The organism is Aeromonas sp. Y289-2, from assembly GCF_027705925.1.
Lineage (GTDB): Bacteria > Pseudomonadota > Gammaproteobacteria > Enterobacterales > Aeromonadaceae > Aeromonas > Aeromonas veronii.
Genome location: NZ_JAPDCH010000005.1, coordinates 153,776 through 177,582, shown reverse-complemented (window position 1 = coordinate 177,582; position 23,807 = coordinate 153,776). Strand labels below are relative to the sequence as shown.

Annotated in this window: 21 protein-coding genes; 9 read left to right on the top strand and 12 right to left on the bottom strand. The window is 59.0% G+C overall.

Annotation, left to right across the window (positions count from 1 at the left end):
- Positions 1–280 precede the first annotated feature (280 nt).
- Positions 281–1,786, top strand: a complete 1,506-nt coding sequence (dtpB, locus tag OKC43_RS10145) for a dipeptide/tripeptide permease DtpB (RefSeq protein WP_236271879.1) — start codon at positions 281–283, stop codon at positions 1,784–1,786.
- A 62-nt stretch (positions 1,787–1,848) separates the two neighbouring features.
- Here dtpB and ruvX read toward each other — a convergent pair whose 3' ends face one another.
- The 7 genes from ruvX to metK all read right to left on the bottom strand — a co-directional run bounded on the left by ruvX (position 1,849) and on the right by metK (position 7,491).
- A complete protein-coding gene (ruvX, locus tag OKC43_RS10140; RefSeq protein WP_005343821.1) occupies positions 1,849–2,271 on the bottom strand; it encodes a Holliday junction resolvase RuvX in 423 nt (140 codons plus the stop codon).
- Positions 2,272–2,314: 43 nt separating this feature from the next.
- On the bottom strand, positions 2,315–2,869 hold the full coding sequence (locus tag OKC43_RS10135; RefSeq protein ID WP_005349793.1) for a YqgE/AlgH family protein: 555 nt from the start codon (positions 2,867–2,869) through the stop codon (positions 2,315–2,317).
- Positions 2,870–3,070: 201 nt separating this feature from the next.
- On the bottom strand, positions 3,071–4,021 hold the full coding sequence (gshB, locus tag OKC43_RS10130; protein ID WP_076492901.1) for a glutathione synthase: 951 nt from the start codon (positions 4,019–4,021) through the stop codon (positions 3,071–3,073).
- A 93-nt stretch (positions 4,022–4,114) separates the two neighbouring features.
- Complete coding sequence (gene rsmE, locus OKC43_RS10125) at positions 4,115–4,846, bottom strand: 16S rRNA (uracil(1498)-N(3))-methyltransferase (RefSeq protein ID WP_107682434.1); 732 nt, start codon at positions 4,844–4,846, stop codon at positions 4,115–4,117.
- A 119-nt stretch (positions 4,847–4,965) separates the two neighbouring features.
- A complete protein-coding gene (locus OKC43_RS10120) occupies positions 4,966–5,670 on the bottom strand; it encodes an endonuclease (protein WP_236271880.1) in 705 nt (234 codons plus the stop codon).
- A gap of 73 nt (positions 5,671–5,743) precedes the next feature.
- The gene (locus OKC43_RS10115) at positions 5,744–6,271 is read right to left on the bottom strand and encodes a SprT family zinc-dependent metalloprotease (RefSeq protein WP_005349798.1); all 528 of its coding nucleotides are present in this window, start codon (positions 6,269–6,271) and stop codon (positions 5,744–5,746) included.
- Positions 6,272–6,339: 68 nt separating this feature from the next.
- On the bottom strand, positions 6,340–7,491 hold the full coding sequence (gene metK / locus OKC43_RS10110) for a methionine adenosyltransferase (RefSeq protein WP_033116068.1): 1,152 nt from the start codon (positions 7,489–7,491) through the stop codon (positions 6,340–6,342).
- Positions 7,492–7,840: 349 nt separating this feature from the next.
- Between metK and tkt the strand changes: the two genes are divergently transcribed.
- A complete protein-coding gene (gene tkt / locus OKC43_RS10105) occupies positions 7,841–9,832 on the top strand; it encodes a transketolase (RefSeq protein WP_236271881.1) in 1,992 nt (663 codons plus the stop codon).
- Positions 9,833–10,060: 228 nt separating this feature from the next.
- Positions 10,061–10,483, top strand: coding sequence for a hypothetical protein (locus OKC43_RS10100; RefSeq protein ID WP_236271882.1), 423 nt, complete (start codon positions 10,061–10,063; stop codon positions 10,481–10,483).
- A 204-nt stretch (positions 10,484–10,687) separates the two neighbouring features.
- Here OKC43_RS10100 and OKC43_RS10095 read toward each other — a convergent pair whose 3' ends face one another.
- The gene (locus OKC43_RS10095) at positions 10,688–11,716 is read right to left on the bottom strand and encodes an NAD(P)H-quinone oxidoreductase (protein ID WP_236271883.1); all 1,029 of its coding nucleotides are present in this window, start codon (positions 11,714–11,716) and stop codon (positions 10,688–10,690) included.
- A gap of 135 nt (positions 11,717–11,851) precedes the next feature.
- Between OKC43_RS10095 and OKC43_RS10090 the strand changes: the two genes are divergently transcribed.
- The 3 genes from OKC43_RS10090 (at position 11,852) to OKC43_RS10080 (ending at position 14,449) form a co-directional block, all read left to right on the top strand.
- Positions 11,852–12,724, top strand: a complete 873-nt coding sequence (locus OKC43_RS10090) for a LysR family transcriptional regulator (protein ID WP_236271884.1) — start codon at positions 11,852–11,854, stop codon at positions 12,722–12,724.
- A 145-nt stretch (positions 12,725–12,869) separates the two neighbouring features.
- Positions 12,870–13,733 (top strand): glyoxalase III HchA, encoded by an 864-nt coding sequence (hchA, locus tag OKC43_RS10085; protein WP_064341753.1) that lies wholly within the window; start codon positions 12,870–12,872, stop codon positions 13,731–13,733.
- A complete protein-coding gene (locus OKC43_RS10080; RefSeq protein ID WP_236271885.1) occupies positions 13,730–14,449 on the top strand; it encodes a PA1136 family autoinducer-binding transcriptional regulator in 720 nt (239 codons plus the stop codon). The genes hchA and OKC43_RS10080 overlap by 4 nt, the downstream gene beginning before the upstream one ends.
- A gap of 72 nt (positions 14,450–14,521) precedes the next feature.
- On the opposite strand, the gene OKC43_RS10075 is transcribed toward OKC43_RS10080, so the two are convergent.
- Positions 14,522–15,787: a RidA family protein gene (locus OKC43_RS10075; protein WP_236271886.1), complete on the bottom strand. Its 1,266-nt coding sequence runs from the start codon at positions 15,785–15,787 to the stop codon at positions 14,522–14,524.
- A gap of 1,162 nt (positions 15,788–16,949) precedes the next feature.
- Here OKC43_RS10075 and OKC43_RS10070 point away from each other — a divergent pair.
- On the top strand, positions 16,950–17,822 hold the full coding sequence (locus OKC43_RS10070; RefSeq protein WP_236271887.1) for a hypothetical protein: 873 nt from the start codon (positions 16,950–16,952) through the stop codon (positions 17,820–17,822).
- A gap of 22 nt (positions 17,823–17,844) precedes the next feature.
- Here the strand turns inward: OKC43_RS10070 and OKC43_RS10065 are convergent, their stop codons facing one another.
- Together OKC43_RS10065 and OKC43_RS10060 are read right to left on the bottom strand one after the other, a co-directional pair.
- Positions 17,845–18,966, bottom strand: a complete 1,122-nt coding sequence (locus OKC43_RS10065; RefSeq protein ID WP_236271888.1) for an anhydro-N-acetylmuramic acid kinase — start codon at positions 18,964–18,966, stop codon at positions 17,845–17,847.
- 313 nt (positions 18,967–19,279) lie between these two features.
- Positions 19,280–20,605 (bottom strand): peptidoglycan DD-metalloendopeptidase family protein, encoded by a 1,326-nt coding sequence (locus OKC43_RS10060; RefSeq protein WP_103251486.1) that lies wholly within the window; start codon positions 20,603–20,605, stop codon positions 19,280–19,282.
- 109 nt (positions 20,606–20,714) lie between these two features.
- Between OKC43_RS10060 and tyrS the strand changes: the two genes are divergently transcribed.
- The gene (gene tyrS / locus OKC43_RS10055) at positions 20,715–21,914 is read left to right on the top strand and encodes a tyrosine--tRNA ligase (RefSeq protein ID WP_005347884.1); all 1,200 of its coding nucleotides are present in this window, start codon (positions 20,715–20,717) and stop codon (positions 21,912–21,914) included.
- A gap of 42 nt (positions 21,915–21,956) precedes the next feature.
- Here tyrS and OKC43_RS10050 read toward each other — a convergent pair whose 3' ends face one another.
- Positions 21,957–22,892: a LysR family transcriptional regulator gene (locus OKC43_RS10050; protein ID WP_139410007.1), complete on the bottom strand. Its 936-nt coding sequence runs from the start codon at positions 22,890–22,892 to the stop codon at positions 21,957–21,959.
- Between the two features lie 108 nt (positions 22,893–23,000).
- On the opposite strand from OKC43_RS10050, the gene budA reads away from it, so the two are divergent.
- A complete protein-coding gene (gene budA, locus OKC43_RS10045) occupies positions 23,001–23,795 on the top strand; it encodes an acetolactate decarboxylase (RefSeq protein ID WP_005338506.1) in 795 nt (264 codons plus the stop codon).
- Positions 23,796–23,807 lie beyond the last annotated feature (12 nt).

Sequence of the window (23,807 nt, the reverse complement as noted above, 5' to 3'; positions counted from 1 at the left end):
ATAAGCATCAAGGTTGATAAACCGGCTTGAGTGAAGGGATGCAGCAAAAGTAGCGCCTGGCGCCGGTAATCGCATAGCGCGATGTTGTTCACCATCCCCCGATAACCCGTAATTGAAACCGGCTAGATGAAAAACACCTTCATCGAACGGGTTGCGTACGCCCGAAAATAGCCAGATTGGCAGGCTGATTGCGCTTACCGTTATGGCAATGACGGACAAAAAATAGTGCGGTAGCTACCACCAGATGAATAAAAATAAATCTCAGCAAAGGCAGCTTAATATGCATCCAGCAACAGCATCCACAGGGTTGTTACAACAACCAAAACCCTTCTTCATGATATTTTTCGTCGAACTCTGGGAGCGCTTCGGTTATTACGGCGTGCAGGGGATCCTGGCGGTCTTCTTTGTACAGCAACTGGGATTTTCCCAAGAGCAATCCTTTATTACTTTCGGCGCCTTCTCGGCACTGGTATATGGTTTGATTTCGGTCGGTGGCTATGTCGGCGACCATGTGCTCGGCACCAAGCGCACCATGGTGCTCGGGGCTATCGTGTTGGTGGTCGGTTATTTTATGACCGGTCTGTCGATCTACAATCCCGACCTGATTTTCTATGCGCTGGGCACCATTGCAGTTGGTAACTGTCTGTTCAAGGCCAATCCGGCCAGCCTGCTGTCAAAATGCTACCAGCCAAAAGATCCGCGGCTGGATGGGGCGTTTACCCTGTTCTATATGTCGATCAATATAGGCTCCCTTATTTCCCTCTCGCTCGCGCCAGTGATTGCCGATCACTACGGCTATACCGTGACCTATAACCTGTGCGGGGTGGGGTTGATTATTGCGCTGCTCACCTTCTTTGCCTGCCGCAATATGGTCAAGGATATTGGCTCCGAGCCGGATCACCTGCCGCTCAATTACAGCAAGTTGCTGCTGGTAATCGCGGGCTCGGTGGTTATGGTCTTCTTCTGTGCCTGGCTGATGCACCACGTGGTGATCGCCAACATGGTGTTGATGACGGTGACCATCGCCGTGGTGATCTTCTTCTTCCGCGAGGCATTCAGGCTTGACACAGTGGGTCGCAACAAGATGTATGTGGCCTTCGTGCTAATGCTGGAGGCGGTGCTCTTCTATGTGCTTTACGCCCAGATGCCGACTTCACTGAACTTCTTTGCCATCAACAACATGCATCACGAGATGCTGGGCATGAGCGTCAACCCGGTCAGCTTCCAGGCGCTCAACCCCTTCTGGGTGGTGGTGGGCAGTCCGGTACTCGCGATGATTTATACTCGGATGGGCAGCAAGGGGCGGGATCTCACCATGCCGCTCAAGTTCACCCTCGGGATGTTCTTCTGCTCGCTGGGATTTCTGACGGCGGCGGCATCCGGCTGGTGGTTTGCCGATGAGCAGGGGCTGACCTCCCCCTGGTTTATGGTGCTTATCTACCTGTTCCAGAGTCTGGGAGAGCTGATGATCAGTGCGCTGGGACTGGCGATGGTCGCCGCGCTGGTGCCACAACGCCTGATGGGCTTCATTCTCGGAATGTGGTTCCTGACTCAGGCGATGGCGTCCCTGCTGGGTGGCTATGTGGCGACCTTTACCGCCGTGCCGCAAGGGATGACGGATCCGCTGCAAACCTTGCCCATTTACACCGGTGTGTTTGGCAAGATCGGGATGGCGACTCTGCTGATTGCGGTAGTGATGGGGCTGATGGTGCCCTGGCTCAACCGGATGATGAATGCGACGCCGACCGAAGCCGAAGGGCTGGTCGCGGGTCAATCACAGGCGTAATGAGGGGAGGATAGTGCGAGACAAGGCAAGGGCAAGGCGCCCCTTGCCTTGCTATTGATGGTTTAGTTGTACTGCTCTTCCATCCAGGCTTCGACGATCAGCTGCGCCGAGACGCCATCCACACTGCCTTTTTCCAGCGCGCGATAGCCACCTCGCTCAAACAGCCGGGCACGGGCATCTGTGGTGGTGAGTCGCTCATCCTTGAACTCCACCGGCTTGCCGAAGCGGCCATGCAGCCGGTTGCCAAACTTGCGCGCCCGAACCGTGATCTCCTGATCGGTGCCATCCATGTTCAGCGGCAGGCCGACCACCAGCAGGTCCGGTTGCCACTCCTTGAGCAGCTTCTCAATCTCGTCCCAGTTGGGGATGCCGTCGTTGGCCTTGAGGGCGCGCAGAGGCTGGGCTGTGCCAGTCAGCTCCTGACCGATGGCGACGCCAATGCTCTTGGTGCCATAGTCAAAGCCCATGATGCTGCGTGATGACATAACTGATAAATCCTCGAAATAGAGAGCGGAGCGGGCCAGCCGATCAGCTGTGGCCGATATCGCTGGAGAGGTGAACCGGGTTCACCCCTATGCTGGCGGCAGCTTGCTGCCAACGTTTGTGAATGGGGGTCTTGAACACCAGAGCCGGATTGGGGGGGATCACCAGCCAGGCGCCATCCACCAGCTCCTGCTCCAGCTGCCCGGCGCTCCAGCCGGCATAGCCAAGGGCCACCAGCCAATGGGCAGGGGCCTCGCTTGTACCCAGGGTTTCCAGAATATCCTTGGAGGTGGTTACCATCATCTCATCCCCCACCTGCAGGGTGGAGTTGAAGCCGGGTCGGAAGCTGTGCAGCACGAAGCCGCGATCGGCGTGAACCGGCCCCCCTTGCAGCACCGGCTGCTTGAGTTCCGGGTTGTTGGGCGGATTGAGCTGGAGCTGGGTCAGCATGGTTTCCAGCGACATCTCGACCGGAATGTTGACGACCAGTCCCATGGCGCCCTCTTCGTTGTGCTCGCACAGATAGACCAGCGAGCGCTCGAAGTAGGGATCCGTCAGGCTTGGCATGGCAAGCAGGAAGTGATTTTGCAGTGTTTGCATAGAGGCCAAATAGTGCAAAGGTATTTGAGGTCAATTATGGCAGTTGATCCCCATGGGAAAAACCGCTTTTTGGGCTGGGCGAGATCCCGCCCTTTTCCGGATTGTCTTGAAACAGAGAGGGTGGCGCAGGGCCACCCTCTCTGTATCCGGGCTTGTCAGGGGCGGGTTACCCCTGAACAGGCCGATTAGCCTGCCAGGCGATTATTTGCCCAGCCGACGCTCGATGGCATCCATCAGCATACCGGTGATGTGCACGTCGAAGGCTGCTTCAATTTCGCGAATGCAGGTCGGGCTGGTGACGTTAATCTCGGTCAGCCGATCGCCGATGATGTCGAGGCCGACGAAGATGAGGCCTTTCTCTTTCAACGTCGGGCCCACCGCGCGGGCGATGGCCCAGTCGGCTTCGCTCAGGGGACGCGCTTCACCACGGCCACCGGCCGCCAGATTGCCACGGGTCTCACCTTGCGCCGGAATACGGGCGAGGCAGTAGGGAACCGGCTCACCGTCCACCACCAGCACCCGCTTGTCGCCATCCTTGATGGCGGGCAGATAGGTCTGCGCCATGCAGTACTGGCTGCCGTGGGCGGTCAGGGTCTCGATAATCACGCCGACGTTGGCGTCATCTTCCTTCATGCGGAAGATGGAGGCGCCGCCCATGCCGTCCAAGGGCTTCAAGATCACGTCTTTGTGCTGGGCGTGGAAGGCGCGCAGCTTGTCGGCGCGGCGGGTCACCAGCGTGGTCGGGGTGTGCTCGGCAAACCAGGCGGTGTAGAGCTTCTCGTTGGCGTCGCGCAGGCTCTGCGGCTTGTTGACGATAAGGCAACCCTCATCCTCGGCCCGCTCCAGCATGTAGGTGGCATAGATAAATTCGGTGTCGAACGGCGGATCCTTGCGCATAAGGATCACATCGAGGTTGGAGAGGGGCTGATCCACCACCTCGCCCAGCGTGTACCAGTCGGCATAGTCATATTTGACGGTGAGCGGGCGCATGGTACCAAAGGCACGACCGGCTTCCATGTAGAGATCCTTCATCTCCAGATAGAAGAGCTCATAGCCGCGCTTTTGCGCCTCTTCGAGCATGGCAAAGCTGGAATCTTTCTTGATGTTGATGGCCGAGATGGGGTCCATCACGATGCCGAGTTTAATGGTCATCCGCTGTTCCTTTTTAATGGCTCGATAGGGTTGTAGGGTCGATTAGCGCAGCGTAATCGTCCGCTTGAGGCTGCGTCGATGCAGCCTATTTTATCAAGCGAGATCGCCAAAGCGGCACTGCAGCGCAGTAATCGCGGTCAGGGCGGCGGTTTCGGTACGCAGCACCCGCGGCCCCAGCAGCATCTCTTTGAAATCTTCCTGCACGGTACGGGCGATCTCGTCGCTCGACAAGCCCCCTTCCGGGCCAATCAGCAGGCGCACACCGTGCTCGGGAACGGGCAGGGTGTTGATGCTGTACTCGGCGCGCGGGTGCAGATTGAGCTTGAGCTCTTTGGTCTCTTCCGCCAGCCAGGCGTCCAGCTCTATCGGCATGCGCACCTCTGGCACCACGTTGCGGCCGCACTGTTCGCAGGCGCTGATCACCACCTTCTGCCACTGTTCGCGCTTCTTCTCCAGCCGGTCTGCCGGCAGCTTGACGCCGCAGCGCTCGGAGAAGAGCGGGGTGATGCAAGTGACGCCCAGCTCCACCGATTTCTGGATGGTGAAGTCCATCTTGTCGCCACGGCTGATCACCTGACCCAGATGAATGGCCAGTGGTGACTCCACCGATTGGGTATCGCAGCGGTCGATGGTCACTTCCACCGACTTTTTGCTGACGCTGGTGATGGTGGCGGGATATTGATTGCCATCGCCGTTGAATAGCTCGAGCTGCTGGCCCGGCTGCATGCGCAGTACCCGGCCGATATGGTTGGCGCCGTCTTCCGACAGGGCGATGGTCTGGCCAACTTGCAGGGTGGCCGGTTCATAGATACGTGGAATGCGCATGGCTGCTTGTCAGTCTCTTGCTTGGAAACCCTTCATATCCTGCGGCGAGCAAGGCTCACGCTGCGGTGAAGAAGGGTTTCATGATAGGAGGGGCGATCCCCCTCCCTGGTCAAATGGGGTTATTGGCACTGTTTTTCAATAAAGGGATTGGTATTGCCCTGCAGCTTGCCGATGCGGCGGTTACGCTCGCACTCCCAGCCCTCTGCCGGGTACTGGCGATCCCAAGCTTCAAACAGTTTACGCTGTTGCGCTGCCAGACGCAGCCCATACTGCTGGCTCATGTAGAGGTAGGCGCGGGCAATCTGGCCCCGTACCGGCCCCTTGGGCGGCTGCACCCGACGATCCTTGAAATCCACCAGCATCTGGCACTGGCCGTACTGATCCGGCTTGCCGTTCCAGTCGGAGAAGCGGTAGTTGGCCCGATCGCCGTTCACCTCGCCAATGGCGGGGAAGAGGTTGTGCATGTCCCCCTCCATCTTGTTGAACTCGGGGCTCGCTTTTTCGCAGTTCTTGCGACCGCCAGCCTGCCAGCATTGCAGCTGGTGGCCGAACTCCCAGGCCGGGACCACGTGTTCCCACTCGATGCGGGCGGCGCGCTTGGCCTGCTTGCGCGGCTCATAGCCGCAACTGGCGAGATCCGGGCTCATTTTCTTGCCCTGATAGTCGATGTCACAGCCGCAGTAGAAGGTGGTGACCGCAGGCTGGCTGCGGTAGAGCTTCACCAGATCCTGCTTGGCTTCGCGAAAGGTCTGGGCGTGCAGGGGGGCGTTGAGCAGCGGTAAACCGGCCAGCAGGGTCAGGGCGAGGGAGGAGATGAAACGCATGGGATTCCTTGCAAACGGGATGATTGACGAACGATGGCGGGCACCCTACCACAGGGGCGCGACACAAGCTGGCTTACTGCTCTGGCTCCGGCCGTTCCCGCTCCAGCGGCTGCTTGCAGCGGCGGCAGTGATAGCGGGCTTCGCCGCGCACCACCTTGTTGTGGCGGCGTACCGAAAGCTGATGCTGCTGGCAGAGGCAGCGATAGGGGATGGTGCGCTGGGCCAGAACCGCCAGATCGAAGCTGTGGGTGGTTCTGGGTTCAAGGCCGAACACCTCCCGCATTACCGATTGCCACTGACGGCCGTGGGGCAACACCCGGCTTTTGCCGCGCCCTTCACCCCATAGGGCATGAACCAGCAGATGGGCCACCTCGTGGGGCACCACCTCATCCAGAAACGCCTGCTGGTTGGCCTGATAGAGGGCTGGGTTGAAGCGCAGCTCCCAGGTTTGCAGCCGCGCCGATCCCGCCGCTCGGCCCCGCATATTGCAGTAGATCCGCGGGCGGGGGAAGGTGCGGCCAAGGCGCGCCTCGGCCTGCACAAAGCAGGCTTCTACGCGTTGTTGCAACAGGGCGACAAGCTGGGCAGGGGTGGCAGACATCAACATCTCGTCAGATAGCGGATAAGCAAAAGGGGAGCCAGGCTCCCCTTTTATCACAACAGCGAGCCTTACAGGCCAGCGGCAGAGCGCAGCAGTTCGGCCTTGTCGGTCTGCTCCCACGGGAACTCGTTGCGACCGAAGTGACCGTAGGCAGCGGTAGCCTGGTAGATCGGGCGCTTCAGATCCAGCATCTGGATCAGGCCATACGGGCGCAGTTCGAAGTGCTCGCGCACCAGCTTGACCAGCAGATCCTCGGCAACCTTGGCGGTACCAAAGGTTTCCACGCTGATGGAGGTCGGCTCGGCCACGCCGATGGCGTAGGAGATCTGGATTTCACAGCGATCGGCCAGACCGGCGGCAACGATGTTTTTGGCAACGTAGCGGGCGGCGTAGGCAGCAGAACGGTCAACCTTGGACGGATCCTTACCGGAGAAGGCGCCACCACCGTGACGGGCCATGCCGCCGTAGGTGTCGACGATGATCTTGCGACCGGTCAGACCGCAGTCACCCATCGGGCCGCCGATAACGAAACGGCCGGTCGGGTTGATGAAGTATTTGGTGTCCTTGTTGACCCACTCGGCCGGCAGCACCGGCTTGATGATCTCTTCGCGTACCGCTTCAACCAGATCTTTGTGGCTGATGGATTCGGCGTGCTGGGTAGACAGAACAACTGCATCGACACCGATGATCTTGCCTGCGTCGTCGTAGGCGAAGGTCAGCTGGCTCTTGGCATCCGGACGCAGCCACGGCAGGGTGCCGTTCTTGCGCACTTCAGCCTGACGCTTCACCAGCAGGTGAGAGTAGGTGATGGGGGCCGGCATCAGCACGTCGGTTTCGTTGGTGGCGTAGCCGAACATCAGGCCCTGGTCGCCAGCGCCCTGCTCCAGCGGATCGCTGCGGTCAACGCCCTGGTTGATATCCGGGGACTGCTTGCCGATGGCGTTCAGCACGGCGCAGGAGTCAGCATCGAAGCCCATGTCGGAGTGGGTGTAGCCGATTTCACGTACGGTATCACGCACGATCTCTTCGATATCAACCCAGGCAGAGGTGGTTACTTCACCGGCCACCATGACCATACCGGTCTTGACCAGGGTCTCGCAGGCAACGCGTGCCTTGGTATCTTGCTTGAGGATGGCGTCCAGTACCGCATCGGAGATCTGGTCCGCAATCTTGTCGGGATGGCCTTCGGAGACCGACTCGGAAGTAAACAGCTTTGCCATGATAAGAGTCTCAGCTTGTCTGGGTTATCGCCACGGCAATAACCGGATGAATGGGATGGTGTAGAGGTATCTACATCTGGACGTCTATTTTAATTAGCGCCCCCCGTGATTGCCAGCACTATTTTGTCGCGCAGTGTCCAATGGGTCACAAGCGGTGCTCTCCTATCCCGAAAGGGATGGAGATCAAACGTTTTTCTCTGGTTGCTTTGGTCAATAGAGAGCAAGAAAAGCGATTGTCCTCCCAAAGCCACTTTATTCATCCAGATAATATTTGCACGCCGCGCGCCCTGCTGGGACAATAACGCGCCTTAATCTTGGCCATCAAATGAAGCAATCGCAGGAGATTCAGATGCCTTCTCGTAAAAAGCTTGCCAATGCCATTCGTGCATTGAGTATGGATGCCGTTCAAAAAGCCAACTCCGGTCACCCGGGCGCCCCCATGGGAATGGCGGATATCGCCGAAGTGCTGTGGCGTAGCCACCTCAGACATAACCCGAACAACCCCAAGTGGGCCGACCGCGACCGTTTCATTCTCTCCAACGGCCACGGCTCCATGCTGCTGTACTCCCTGCTGCACCTCTCCGGTTATGACCTCTCCATCGACGATCTGAAAAACTTCCGCCAACTGCACTCTCGCACCCCGGGTCACCCGGAGTACGGCTATGCACCGGGCGTTGAAACCACCACTGGCCCGCTGGGTCAGGGCATCACCAACGCCGTTGGTATGGCGATCGCCGAAAAAGCCATGGCTGAGCAGTTCAACCAGCCGGGCCACGACATCGTTGACCACTACACCTACGCCTTTATGGGCGACGGCTGCCTGATGGAAGGTATCTCCCACGAAGCGTGCTCCCTGGCAGGTACCCTGCAACTGGGCAAGCTGATCGCGTTCTGGGATGACAACGGTATCTCCATCGACGGTCACGTAGAAGGTTGGTTCACCGACGACACCGTCAAGCGTTTCGAAGCCTACGGCTGGCACGTAATCCCGGCTGTTGACGGTCACAGCCCGGAAGCCATCAATGCCGCCATCGAAGCCGCCAAGGCCGAGACCGGCAAACCGACCCTGATCTGCTGCCGCACCATCATCGGTTACGGTTCTCCGAACAAATCCGGTTCTCACGACTGCCACGGCTCACCGCTGGGCAACGACGAGATCGCCGCTGCTCGCGCGTTCCTGAAGTGGGACCACGCTCCGTTCGTTATCCCGGCCGATATCGCTGCCGAGTGGAACGCTCAGGAGAAGGGCGCCAAACTGGAAGCCGACTGGGCTGCCAAGTTCGCTGCCTATGAAGCCGCTCACCCGACTCTGGCTGCCGAATTCAAGCGCCGTACCGCTGGCGAACTGCCGGCCAACTGGGCTGCCGAATCCGCCAAGATCATCGAAACCCTGCAAGCCAACCCGGCCAAGATTGCGACCCGTAAAGCGTCCCAGAACTCTCTGGAAGCCTTCGGCAAGCTGCTGCCGGAGTTCATGGGTGGCTCCGCTGACCTGGCGCCGTCCAACCTGACCATGTGGTCCGGCTCCAAGTCTCTGACCAACGACGATGCCTCCGGCAACTACATCCACTACGGTGTACGCGAGTTCGGCATGTCCGCCATCATGAACGGTATCGCCCTGCACGGTGGTTTCATCCCCTACGGCGCCACCTTCCTGATGTTTATGGAGTACGCCCGCAACGCCCTGCGCATGGCCGCCCTGATGAAGCAGCGCGCTATCTTCGTTTACACCCACGACTCTATCGGTCTGGGCGAAGATGGCCCGACTCACCAGCCGGTTGAGCAGATCGCCTCCCTGCGTCTGACTCCGAACATGAGCACCTGGCGTCCGTGTGACCAGGTTGAATCTGCCATCGCCTGGAAACACGCCATCGAGCGTACCGACGGCCCGACCTCTCTGATCTTCTCTCGTCAGAACCTGGCCCAGATGGACCGTACTGCCCAGCAGCTGGCTGATACCGCCAAGGGTGGCTACGTGCTGAAGGATTGCGCCGGTACTCCGGAGCTGATCCTGATCGCCACCGGTTCCGAAGTGGAACTGGCCGTTGCTGCCTATGAGCAGCTGACTGCCAAGGGCCGTGCCGTGCGCGTGGTCTCTCTGCCGTCTACCGACGTGTTCGACGCCCAGTCTGCCGAGTACAAAGAGTCCGTCCTGCCGTCCTCCGTCACCAAGCGTGTGGCCATCGAAGCCGGTATCGCCGACTACTGGTACAAGTACGTCGGTTTCGGCGGCAAGATCATCGGTATGACCACCTTTGGTGAGTCCGCACCGGCCGAGCTGCTGTTCAAGGAATTCGGCTTTACCGTGGAAAACGTGGTTGCGACCGCAGAGTCCCTGTAATAGCTGACTATTGGGCCACTCTGGCCCAATAGCCGGAAAATAAAACGCCCTCCATCGCAAGATGGGGGGCGTTTTTTATTCTGTTACTATAAAAAAAGCCAATACTAACCATTGCTCTATTTGAATGATAAATATCGATTTACAGATGCTTGCCAGGGTATATTGGTGGAGTATGGGTTGACTTTAATAATTAATTTTAGAAAGTGAATTTCTCACTGGGGAGAAGCTTTGGATACAAGTTTAATTGTGGCATGTATAGGAGTGGTTAGTGTATTAGCGAGTGCGCTTGTGCAATATAAGCTAGGTCGTTTGAATGAAAGATCAAAAAAGGAAGAAGAGGTTAGAACTCAAGCATACTTGGATTTTGTTAATGTAGTCTCTGAAATTGCCAGTTCATCCAATAGTGGCAATAGAAGTGTTGATGGTGAACGACATAAAAAACTCGTAAGTTCTAAAAGTAGAGTAGTGCTTTTGGGCAGTGATCAAGTAGTAAGAAGTGTTAGTGATTTTTTATGTAAACACCAGCAGCTTAGTTCAGCAGAATCTTATAAAGATTTTACATTGGTTATAATGGCAATGAGAAAAGATGTGTCAGTAAAAAATAGATTAAAAAGCGATGAGTTAGAAGTGGCATTGTTTGGAAAAAACTAGCCAGTAGGTTCGATTAGCGAAGCGTAATCGGACGTTCGCGTTTTTTAGACGTTGCCATAAAAATAATGTCCATCCTATTACCTAAAAAGAGACCGGCATATAGCCGGTCTCTTTTTTATTTCTGCAACCCTTACGCCTGCGGCGGGGTACTTTCCGCGTTGGATATCACCGCATCCACCTCGGCCTGCTCCACGATGGGCCTTATCAATCTGACGACAAGGGTGCCATGGTTAACACCAGCTTGCCAATATGACGGCCTGAATCCAGCAAATGGTGGGCGGCGGCGGCCTCATGCAGCGGGAAGGTCTGGTAAACCTGCGGTTTGACCTCACCGCGTTCGATAAATGGCCAGACATGAGTTTGCAACTGGGCAATCAGTTCGGCTTTTTCTTGCGGAGTACGCGAGCGCAGGGTGGATCCGATATGGGTCAGCCGCTTTTGCAGCATGGGAAACAGATCCAGATTGGGGGCGGCGCCCGCAATAATGCCGATCTGTACTATGCGGCCATTGATGGCGGCGGCGGCATAGTTGCGCGCGACATACTCCCCGCCAATGATATCGAGAATGATGTCGGCGCCATGGCCATCGGTGGCGGCATGCACTGCCTCGACAAAATCTTCCTCCTTGTAGAGTACGGCCACATCCGCGCCCAGCTTGATGCTGGCGGCCTGCTGCTCGGGTGAGCCGACCGTGGTGATGATTTTGGCGGCGCCAAATGCCTTGGCCAGCATGGTGGCGGTCGTGCCGATGCCGGAGGCGCCGCCATGGATCAAGATAATGTCCCCTTTTTTAAACTGGCCCCGTTCAAACATATTTGACCAGACCGTCATAAAGGTTTCCGGCAGTGCCGCGGCTTCGACAAAGCTCAATCCGGGCGGCAGGGGCAGGACATTGCTCTGGTGGGCGACGCTGTACTCGGCATAGCCGCCACCCGAAATCAGCGCGGCGACCTTGTCGCCAATCTTGAGATGGGTCACCTGCTCCCCCTTGGCGACCACGACCCCGGCGACCTCCAGCCCGGGAATATCCGATGCCCCTGCCGGAGGCGGGTAGAGCCCTTTGCGCTGCATCACATCCGGCCCATTGATGCCGGTTGCATAGTGCCGGATCAAGACCTCATCCGGCTTGGGCTTGGGTGTGGCGCGGGTGGTCAGTTGCAAGACATCGGGGCCACCTGGCTGGGTAATCTCTACCGCGCTCATGGTGGCGGGAATGGAATAGGCGTTATGCATCAGCGGCTCCTTGTAACGAGGTGATATGAGGTTCCCCGAGTGGGATGAGCACCAAGATAGTGGAGATTGCTGATGAATAAACGCAGTATTATCCCTCACCTGTAATGCAAAAATGCATTTCAACCGGGAGTCGTGATGAACTGGGATGATGCGAAAATTTTTCTGGCGTTGCATCGGGAAGGGAGCCTGAGGGGCGCCGCCCGTGTGGTCGGGGTCGATCAGGCCACCATTGGCAGGCGGATTGCCGCACTGGAGCATCGTTTGGCGGCCACGCTGTTTCTCCGTACATCCAAGGGGTATGCGCTGACCCATGTCGGAGAGATAGTGCTGGCCAGCGCCCAGCAGATGGAGCTGGCGGCCATTGATTTTGTGCGGGCGGCGCAAGGGGTCGACAACCGCCTGGTCGGGGAGGTCAGTGTGGCGACCACAGACACCCTGGGGATGGATTTTCTGATACCGGCCCTGACCGAGCTGCATCAGCGTTATCCCGATATCAGGGTCATCCTCAATACCTCGACCCAGGTGGTCAATCTGTCCCTGCGGGAAGCGGATATCGCGATCCGGACGGTGAAGCCGGACAATCCCGACCTGATTATCCGCAAGCTGGCCTCCTGGCCGGTCGGGTTGTATGCCTCCGCCGACTATCTGGCTCGCCATGGCATACCCGAAGCGGGCACCGGTTTTACGGGCCATTCGCTGGTGGTGTATGAGCCCCACTGGCAGAGCGCGCGATCCCCCATGATGCTCGAAGAGGCGGCCGAGGGGGCCACGGTCGCCGCGGGGGTCAATACCAGCCTGATGCTGCGTCAGGCCCTGTTGATGGGGCTGGGGCTTGGCGAGGTGGCGGTTCCACTCGCCGAGCAAGCCGGGTTGGTGCGGGTCTGGCCCGAGCGGCAGTTACAGCAATCCTACGATGTGTGGCTGGTGACCCATCAGGATGTGCAACATGCCGCGCGGGTCAGAGCGGTCATGGATGCCATCGTCAGGGCATTTGCCGCGATGGCCTAAGTCTGGCGGGGATTCTGTTCAGGTTTTGTCGCAGCGTGGTCACACCTCTTGCCATAGTCATGGCGGTTGAGGGAAAACCCTCATTTACTTGGTCTCTGACAGTCAATACTGTGAGACCGAGTCCACCACTACTGGAGCCTGACCCATGACTGACATGCTTGTTGACGATAAACAACCGACCCCGGATCCGGCAGAGCAGAATGCCTTCTTCCCATCGCCCTACTCCCTGAGCCAGTTCACCTCGCGCAAATCTGACCTTGCCGGGGCCGACTATCCCGCTCCCTATCGGGAGGGGCGCTGGAAGATCCTGCTGATCGGGGCCGATGAGCGTTATCTGCCCACCGACAACGGCACCCTGTTTTCCACCGGCAACCATCCGGTCGAAACCCTGCTGCCCATGTATCACCTCGACAAGGCGGGCTTTGCCTTTGACGTGGCCACCCTCTCCGGCAATCCGGTCAAGTTCGAGTGGTGGGCCATGCCCGGCGAAGATGAAGAGGTGCTGGGGCTCTATGGCAAATATCAGGCGCAGTTCCGCCAACCTGCCAAGCTGGCCGACCTGCTGAAAGAGGCGCTGGCTGCCGACTCGGACTATATCGGCGTCTTTATTCCCGGCGGGCACGGCGCCCTGATGGGGCTGCCGCAGAGTGCCGAGGTGAAAGCGCTGCTGGAGTGGGCGATGGCCAACGATCGCTTCATCATCTCCCTCTGTCACGGGCCTGCTGCGTTGCTGGCGGTGGCCAATCCAGAGACCTTCGCGGGCTACAAGATCTGCGCCTTCCCCGATGAGCTGGATGCCCAGACCCCGGCAATTGGCTATATGCCGGGCCACCTCACCTGGAAGTTTGGCGAGAAGCTCAAAGAGATTGGCTTTGAGATCGTCAACAACGGCATCTCGGGAGAGGTGTGCCGGGATCGCAATCTGCTGACCGGTGACAGCCCGCTAGCGGGCAATAACCTCGGCAAGCTGGCCGCCACCACCTTGCTGGAGGCGGTTGCCAAGCGATGAGGTTGTCGTCATCGCCAGCGAATGCGTTGCAGGTCGCGGTGGCGCTGGAAGGGTGCCAGCGGCTGGAGGAGATCCAGCAACTGGTGCGCGCCTTTGCCACCCCGCTGGGGTATCACCGCTTTGCGCTCTTCTCCATCAGTGCCAGCGAGGAGGGGGTGGTCGAGCATCTCTACTGGCTGGAGGGGGAGTGGCTGGAGAGCGGCGAGGCGGTCGACCTGCATGCCTATATGCGCGAGTGCCCGATGGCGATGCATATCAGGGAGCGAGACCAGCCCTTCTTCTGGAGCAAAACGGTTGGCGCTGCTGGCGAGCAATACCGTATCGTTCGCCAGCCTGAGGGGCCTGGCCGACATGGCTTGCAGGTTCCCGTCTATGGGCCGTTGGGACTGGAAGGGGCGATGAGCTTTGGCGGCGATCAGATCGATGCCAGTGCCCACACTCGGGTTGGCCTTGCGCTGATCGCGGCGGCTTTTCATGCAGCTCGTCGCCTGATGGAGATGCCGGTAGCGGGTCACGAGCGTGGCCTCACTGGGCACGAGCGCGAAGTGCTGGAGTGGGTCTCCCGGGGTTGGCGCCATGCCGATATCGCCACCACCCTGAAGCTTTCGGTGCGCACGGTCGAGAACCATCTGCGAAGTGCTCGCCGTCGACTGGGGGTGGCCACTACCGCAGAGGCGGTCAGAGTGGCGATCAGGAACCGCGATATCGAGGGCTGAGGGGCTATCCCTTTGTCTGGCATGTAAAAAGAGACCGGCATATAGCCGGTCTCTTTTTTATTTCCGCAACCTTTACGCCTGCGGCGGGGTGCTTTCGGCGTTGGACATCACCGCATCCATTTGCACCAGGGCGCCAGCGGGCAGCTCGCTCACGCCAATCACGGTGCGGGCAGGCAGATAACCCGGGAAGTATTTGGTGTAGACGGCGTTGACCGCATCCAGATCCGCGATATTGGCGAGCTGGATATTGACCTTGACGATATCGTCCATCACATGGCCGATGCTCTCCACAATCGCCTTGATATTGCTCAGGCACTGGGCGGTCTGCTCCTTGATGCAGCCAGCCAGGATCTTGCCGGTTGCGGGGTCAATCGGCAGTTGGGCAGAGAGATGGTTGTAGTGGGAGAAGGCGACGGTCTGTGTGTGCAAGGGGCTGCGCGGTGCCTTGTCGGTATTGCGGGCACGGATCACCAGATTGTGACGGTCTTCCACCAGTTGTGGCGGGGTGCCGTCACCGTGGGAGATGACCGCATCCATCTGCACCCGTGCCCCCATGGGCAGAGCGGCGGCACTGACTACCGAGCGGGCAGGCAGATAGGCCACGGCGCGGGCGATGGCGGAGTCGGGGAAGAAGGTGGTGTAGACCTCGTTGACGGCCTCCAGATCTGCCAGATCGGTCAGATAGACGGTGACCTTGACGATATCGTCAAACGGCACGTCGATGCTCTCCAGCACCGCCTTGATATTGCGCAGGCACTGGCCCGCCTGCTCCTTGATGCCACCGGCAACCAGCTGGCCCGAGGCGGCCTCGACCGGCAGCTGGGCGCCGATATTGTTGTAGTGGGAGAAGGCCACGGTATGGGTGGAGAACGGATTGTGCGGCGCCTTGTCACTGTTGCGGGCGAGCTTCACCAGCGGGCAAGGATCTTGCGGGAAGGTGCCTTCGCCGTTGGAGATGATGGCATCGATCTGCACAAGCGCGCCCAGCGGCAGGGCGGCGACGGCGAGGGTGGTGCGGGTCGGCAGATAGCCCGGGAAGAATTCGCGATAGACGGCGTTGACCGCCTCAAGATCCGCCATCTCTTTCAGGAAGATGGTCGCTTTGACCATATCGTCCATCACATGGCCGATGCTCTCGATGATTGCCTTGAGGTTGCTCAGGCACTGTCTGGCATGCGCGGTGACATCGCCACTCACCATCTTGCCGGTGGCGGGATCGACCGGCAGCTGGGCGGAGATATTGTTGTAATGAGAAAACGCCACCGTTTGGGTGCTGGGGCCCAGATCCTGGGGTGCATGGGGGGTATTTCTTGCTGACTTGATGATGGTGCCACTCATAGATATGCCTCTTTTTAATATTTGTTGTTCATTCAGGTACAGGTTTACCCCATCTTGTTGTGCGCCACGGCCACTGCGCCAGCGGCGGCATCCCCGGTTATTATTTGTGATCCACTCAATTACTGAGAGGAATAAGGGAAGAGAGGACAGGGTAGATATTTCAGACGCTGCGATTCTATGAGTGGCTATCAGGGGTTGCAAACCGCTGATTGCATTTCTATGAGATGGCTCAATGGGCGCAAATTTAATCATATTGCTATTCAATTCACCCGAAATCGTAGCCAATTCGTGCGCAAATGGTGCCGAACCGGCGAACAGCCTTGCCCTGACTGGGTTTGCTCTCCCCCTCTTCGGGATATTGGCGTGTGAATAAAGGGTTAATATTATGCGCTGATGTGCAAATAATGCATATTATGGTGCATGGATATCTGTTTTCAGCTCTTTTAAGGGGCTATGAAAACTCCCGTTAATATGCATATCCACCTTATTAAAGATACCTCTGGAATATAATTCACGGCTTTTGCATTCCTCTCTGTTAACGATTATTCCGGCATACTCGATGACGCCTTGCTGGCAGCCTGGATCTGTTATTAGCGCCATAAAATTCTATGCCATGAATTTGCACGGCGGATCTGCTCCTGCTGCACAGGAGTTGGGAGCATGGCGTTGGCGTGACGGTGTGCGGGAGCTGTGGTGCTGGATGAGAGGTGGCGCTGGATGAGGGGCGGTGGTGGCAATACGCGTCTCTTCACGCCGGTTGCATCCCCCGATGGGTGGGGTTGCCCCGCGTCATCGCTTTTTCCACTTTTTGCGGCTTTGTCTGATCTCCCTCTTATCTGTGGCTGGTTGTGATGATTGGGATGGTTTTCAGGGCTCGGGAACAGCTCAGGTGATTTCGCAGGAATAAAGTTCAATGTTCTGTTTTTAAAGGGAAATTCGTCAAAAAATGGATTTATCGACCGCTTTTTATGGTTTCTTGATGAAACTGTTAATTAGTGGCGTGATTGCGAGTCAGGTCGCTTTTTTCAATCGCTATTAATCGTATGATTAATAAGGTAATCAAGGAGCCCTGACGGAGAGCATCGATGCACCGGCAGGCCATTGCCCAGGATTGGCAAGCGAGATCGCATCGCGATCATCATTACCTGACAGTGGAGGATTTATGCTGGGTTTCGTTCTGGGCGATATGTATTGTCAAACATCTGGGCAGCGGTTACCTCCTCGCCTGGGAAAGAGTTTTCCCATTCCTGCCGATTACCGACTGCGCGGCCGGGTATCCGCCGCCATCATGACCATCGAGAGCCTGCTCGATACCCCTTATCCGCAAAAGCAGTTTCGTGATCTGGTCTTTGGCGCCTTTATCGAGCGCCAGCGTCGGCTGTTTGGCGAGCATGTCATTGTGGCCCGCATAGAAGGGGAGGAGGGGCTGGAGCTGTCGATTGATCTCTCGTTTGTCAGCACCGCCGTACCTGTGGGCCTGCTGGCCATCTCTGAAGAGCTGGCCCTCGCCACGGCGCCGCGTCCCAAGAAGAGCCATCCCCACTACGAGGCGCTGTGCAAGGCGATCGACTGCATGGTGATGCTGATGTTTTATGGCAAGGTGATCCGCCAGCGGAATACGGTGTTGGAAAATATCGGCCATCAGTTTGGTTATCAGCCCGCGGCGACCCTGACAGCGCGCGTTGGCAAGGGGGGGGAGGATGATTACGACGCCTTCATGGTCAATATCATGACCTGTATTGCCCACTCCAACTCGCTCAAGGAGGCGCTGGAGAATGCCAGCCGGATGGGAATTCAGGAGCCCGCTTTCTTCTGCATCGTCGGTGCGATTGCCAGCACCCTGTGGGGCGTGCCCAGACAGTGGGCGTATCAAGCCTCACAGCTGATCCATCGCTCCCACCATAACTACATCCAGAATCTGCTTCGCTGTGAAACTCGTGCCGGGCGGCGCCATATCAATCTGGAGCCGCCAAAGCCCCCGCTGTTTGCACCGATCCGGCAACAGGTTGTGCGTCTGTTCAAGGGGGCACACTGATCCGCAGCCCCCTTGTCATCACTCAGGCGGGATAAAGTGCACCCAGTACAGCCGGACGGCTGGCGCCGGTGACGGCGGGCAGGTTGCCCGGCTTGCGGTGAACAAAGCACATGGCCAGCCAGGCAAAGGCAGCGCCTTCCACCCAGTCGGGGGCAAGGCCCAGCTCGGCGGTGCTGGCGATGCGCCATGCAGGCAGCAGGCTGGCCAGCTCCTTCAGCAAGGGGGCGTTATGGGCACCGCCGCCGCAGACAAACAGCTCGGCTTTCGGCTGGCTGGCACCGACTGACTCGGGCCGGGCGGGCAGTTGGCGGGCGATGCTGTGGCAGGTGAGCGCCTGCAGGGTGCGCTGCACATCCACGGGGGCGTATGAAGTGCCTGCCAGCTCCCCATCGAGCCAATCGAGGGTAAACATCTCCCGTCCGGTGCTCTTGGGGGCGGGGGTTGCGAAGTAGGGGTGAGCCAGCAGTTTTTCCAGCAGGGCCGGGATGGGCTTGCCACTGGCGGCCCATTTGCCACCGGCGTCATAGCTGCCGCCGTGGGGCTGATGGCGGCGATACCAGCCATCGAGCAGGGTGTTGGCCGGGCCGGTATCAAAACCATATACCCCGCCCGGATTGCCCGGCAGCACCGAGATATTGGCGATGCCGCCGAGGTTCAGTACCACTCGCAGGGCGCCGGGTTTGGCAAACAGCGCTTGATGGAAGGCGGGCACCAGCGGCGCCCCCTGACCGCCGAGGGCCATATCCATGGTGCGAAAATCGGCGATAACGTCGATGCCGGTCAGGGCGGCCAGCAGGGCGGCGTTGCCGATCTGCAGGGTAAAGCCAAGCTGGGGGCGATGGCGGATGGTCTGGCCGTGGCTGCCGATAGCGCGAATATCTTTGGGCTCAAGCTTCGCCTTGGCCAGCAGCGCGTGGGTGGCGGCGGCAAACTCTCGCGCCACCAGATTATCGGCCACCCCCATGCGGTCGATTTCGTTGTCGCCCGGGGTGCAGAGGGCATGCAGCGTGCGTGCGGTCTCTTGCGGCCAGGGGTGACAAAGCGCCGCTTCGACCCGCAGTTCATCCCCGGCGATCATCACCAGCACGGCATCAATGCCGTCCATGCTGGTTCCCGACATCAGACCGATATAGCGCTCAGCCATGGTGTCTCCTTACATTGCTGTTCGAAAATACGGTGTGCAGAGAGGGTGAAGAGGGGAACGGCTTTCATCCCATGCCACATGGCGTGGTCTTTGACATCAGACCGATATAACGCTCAACCATGTTGCATCCTCAATGCGGACCGGAAAAAGAGTGAGAGAAACAGGATAGATAAGCCCTTGCTTCCGTGCCACATGCCGCTCCCGGTGTTCCATCTCATCTTATGTTCGAAAGTGGACTCATTTCAATCTGATTGCCTGGCGCGGGTTCAATAAAAGGGGCTGGCAGGGCCTTCACCCTGCCAGCACAGATGACTTAGTTGCCGCGACTATCCCGCTTGTTCTGGGCCAGCTGCAGCTCGGGGTTGTCGAGCTTGGCCAGTTGCGGCATCGCCAGCTTTTTGAAGTTGGCCAGCTCGCGTCCGCTCAGAGTCTCTGCCTGCGGCAGGGTGAGGGTGCGCGGGTTCTTGTGAATGCCGCCCACCACGAATTCGTAGTGCAGGTGCGGGCCGGTGACGCGGCCGGTGCCACCCAGAGTACCGATGGTCTGCCCCTGCTTCACCCGCTGCCCCTTGTTGACGGTGCGCTTGGAGAGGTGCAGGTACTTGGTCACATAGTTGCCGGCATGCTTGATAAAGACGTAGTTGCCGTTGAACTGGTTGTAACCGGCGGCCACCACGCTGCCGGAGCCCGCTGCCATGATGGGGGTGCCCACCGGCGCCACATAGTCGATGCCGTTATGGGGGCGGATCTTGCCGGTCACCGGATGGAGGCGGCGCGGGTTGAAGTTGGAGCTGATGTATTTGAAGTTGACCGGCGCGCGCAGGAAGCTCTTGCGCATCGCTTTGCCTTCCGGGGTGTAGTAGTTGCCATCTTCATTGAGCACGGCGCGGTAGGCGGTGCCCTGGTTGACGAACTCGGCCGCCAGAATATCGCCGGAGGCGACCCGCTCGTCGTCGCGGAACTTGTCTTCATAGACCACCCGGAAGCTGTCTCCCGGCTGCAAGTCCTGGGCAAAGTCGATATCCCAGCCGAAGATGGCGGCCAAGTCCATGATCTGATCTTCGGTCATCCCCGCATCCACCGCTGCGCCCCAGAAGCTGGAGCGGATCTCGCCTTTGCTCACCTGTTCGCGGGTGTCGAGGGCGATCTTGACGTTGCGAGCGACAAAGGTCTCCTCCTTGCGGCTCACCTTGAGCGCCTGCTCCAGACTGTGGGGGTAATAGAGGCTGTGCAACTGGCCATCTTCGGTCAGCTTGAAGGTGAGCTCCTGCCCCGGTTGCAGCATCCGCAGGGGATCGCTGCCCTCGAGCTGATCGATCAGGTGCAGATCCGTGGTGCTCAGGCCGATGCGCTGGAAGATGACTCCCATGTTGTCGCCACGGCGTACCTTCACCTGCTTGGTGATGTAGCGAGGCTTGGGCGGGGTGACAGGCTGGGCGGCCTCGGCTGGCAGATCGTCGTTTAGCGCGTTGTCGTTAGCCGGTTCCCTCAGGGCAATCTCGTTGCCGTTTTCATCGACCCGTGTTGCTACTGCCTGTTCGCTTGGCCAGGCAGCCAGCATCATGATCATGATGCTCAAGATCAGCACCATCTTGCGGTGCCAGTGGGGGAGTGCGTTGAAGGCGTGCCAAATAACCATGAGAAGCAGATGAAGTCGGGCAGAATGGACGGATTTTACAGCCTTTCCAATTGGCCCGCCATTCCAGTAATATGTTTGGCCCTGTGGAATCGTGATGGAGAGTCAAAAAATGTCCCAGCTCGAGGTGGCGCTAGCCGAGATCAAGCGCGGAGCGGAAGAAATTCTGGTTGAAGAAGAACTTGTCGCCAAGTTGAAGGAAGGGCGCCCGCTGCGCATCAAGTTGGGCATGGACCCGACCGCCCCCGACATTCACCTGGGTCATACCGTGATCCTCAACAAGCTGAAGACCTTCCAGGATCTGGGCCATGAAGTGATCCTGCTGATCGGTGACTTCACTGCCATGGTGGGAGATCCCTCCGGCAAGAACGCCACCCGTCCGCCGCTCTCCGAAGAGGCTATCAAGCATAACGCCCTCACCTATGCCGAGCAGGCGTTCAAGATCCTCGACCCCGCCAAGACCCGCATCGAGTACAACTCGACCTGGCTGAGCGAGCTGGGTGCGACCGGCATGATCAAGCTGGCGGCCAAGCAGACCGTGGCCCGCATGATGGAGCGTGACGACTTCAAAAAGCGCTACACCGGCGGCCAATCCATCGCGATTCACGAATTCCTCTATCCGCTGCTGCAAGGCTATGACTCGGTCGCGCTGAAGGCGGACGTCGAGCTGGGTGGTACCGACCAGAAGTTCAACCTGCTGATGGGCCGCGAGCTGCAAAAAGATGCCGGCATGGCGACCCAGTGTGTGCTGATGATGCCGCTGCTGGTGGGTCTGGATGGCGTCAAGAAGATGTCCAAGTCCGCAGGCAACTACATCGGCGTCCACGACGCTCCGGGCGAGATGTTCGGCAAGATCATGTCCATCACCGACGATCTGATGTGGAACTACTACGAGCTGCTCTCCTTCCGTCCGCTGGCCGAAATCGAAGAGTTCAAGGCAGGCATCGCTGCCGGTACTCTCAACCCGCGCGATGTGAAGATCTGGCTGGCCAAAGAGATCATCGCCCGTTATCACGACGAAGCGGCGGCTGAAGCGGCCCACGAAGATTTCACCCAGCGCTTCTCCAAGAACGCCATCCCGGACGAGATGCCGGAAATCGAGCTGGCACTGGAAGGCGAAGGTCTGGCCATTGCCAACCTGCTGAAAGAGGCCGATCTGGTGGCCACCACCTCCGAAGCGCTGCGGATGATCAAGCAGGGCGCGGTCAAGGTGGATGGCGAGAAGCTGGAAGATGGCAAGGCACTCATCGGTGCCGGTACCGCCGTCTATCAGGTCGGCAAGCGCAAGTTTGCCCGGGTGACGGTCAAATAAGCAGTACCGTCAAATAAGCCGTCGCATCAGGCAAGCTGGCCATCAAACCGGTTCAAGCTTGTTCAACAGGGCCTCCTTCGGGAGGCCTTGTTGTATCTGGGCGGCACGGATCTGGGCGATAAAGTGCCGCAGCACGGCACTGCCTGGGTGTGGCCGTGTCGCCAGACTGATGCTGGTCATCATGCCGTTGCCCTCAATGGGGTGATAACTGACCCCGAGCGGGCGCAGCGCCGCCACCGAGCTGGGCACCAGGGTCACGCCAAAGCCCGCCTGCACCATGCCGACGGTGGAGATCACCTGCGGGCATTCGGGCCCCAGTATCGGCTCGAACCCCGCTTCCCGGCAGAGGCCCACGATGCCGTCATAGAGCCCGGGCCCGATGGCGTGGGGAAACAGAATAAAACTCTCGTCCTTCAGGCTGGCCAGTGGCAAGGGGCCTGGCTTGGCCTTGGGATGGCTGGTCGGCAGGGCGATCAGCAGCGGCTCCTGCTCGATAAGGTGATGGGCAAAGCCCTCGCTACCGCGGCAGGGCAGCCGCAAGATGGCGGCGTCCAGCCGATCGTTGCGCAGCGCTTCCACCAGTGCCGGCATGGTGCCCTCCTGCGGGCTGAGGGCTACCTCGGGGTAGCGCTCCCGATAGTCGTGCAACAGGGTCAGCACCGCAGGGTGGAGCACGGTGGAACCGGCGAAGCCGATCCTCAGCGCCCCCTGCTCGCCCCGAGCAATCCGCTTTACCTTCAGTTTTGCCGCATCTGCCAGCGCCAGGATCTGCGCCGCATCCCGATAGAGGCTCTCGCCCGCCTCGGTCAGCTCGACACTGCGGGTCAAACGACGCAGCAGCGGGGTGCCCAGGGTCTCCTCCAGCTTGCGGATCTGCTGGCTCAGGGGCGGCTGGGCCATGTTGAGTGATTCGGCTGCTCGGGTGAAATTCTGCTTTTCAACAACGGCCATGAAGTAGCGGAGCGTACGAAGTTCCATATCGATTGAGTCTCAAAGTCATGGGATCAGCGTATTGGTGTTGAAATGTGAACCAAGTCACCATTGGATCCGAACGCTAACAGGATTCACGGTGGAGGTGAAACCCGAATGGAACATATTGCAACATCTGACAGTGCCGGGTGCAGCTGTGCCCTCGAAGTGAGCCAGCAGTTTTCCCGCTGGCGCAGGCAGCATGACGGTGGCGAGATCTACCAGAGTTCCCTGATGAGCGCCCTGCTGGCGGGGGTCTACGAAGGGGAGACCACCATGAGCGAGCTGCTGCGCCACGGCGACTTTGGCCTCGGCACCTTCAATCACCTCGATGGTGAGCTGATCGCCTTCGAGCGCCAGATCCACCAGTTGCGCTCCGATGGCTCGGCACGGCCCGCCCGCGCCGATCAGAAGACCCCCTTCGCGGTGATGACCCATTTTCGCCCCTGTCTGGAGCGTCGCTTCGACCACCCCCTGAGCCGTGACGAGATCCACCAGTGGGTGGATCGGCTGGTGGGATCCGACAACGTCTTCGTCGCCCTGCGCCTCGATGGCCAGTTTGAAACGGCCAAGGTACGTACCGTGCCGCGTCAGGAGCCCCCCTATCGCCCCATGCTGGAAGCCATCGAACAGCAACCGCTGTTCCGCTTTGCCGCGGTGGCGGGAACCCTGGTGGGCTTTCGCTGCCCGCCGTTCGTGCAGGGGGTCAATGTGGCGGGCTTTCACGAACACATGATCACCGCCGATCGCAAGGGGGGCGGCCATCTGCTCGACTACACCATGGCCCACGGCACCCTGCGGCTTTCTGTGGTGCGTCACCTCAATCTGGCCCTGCCATCGGATCCCGCTTTCCGGCAGGCCGACCTCAACCCCGCCGATCTCGATCGCGCCATTCAAGCCGCCGAAGGCTGATAGACAAGGAGC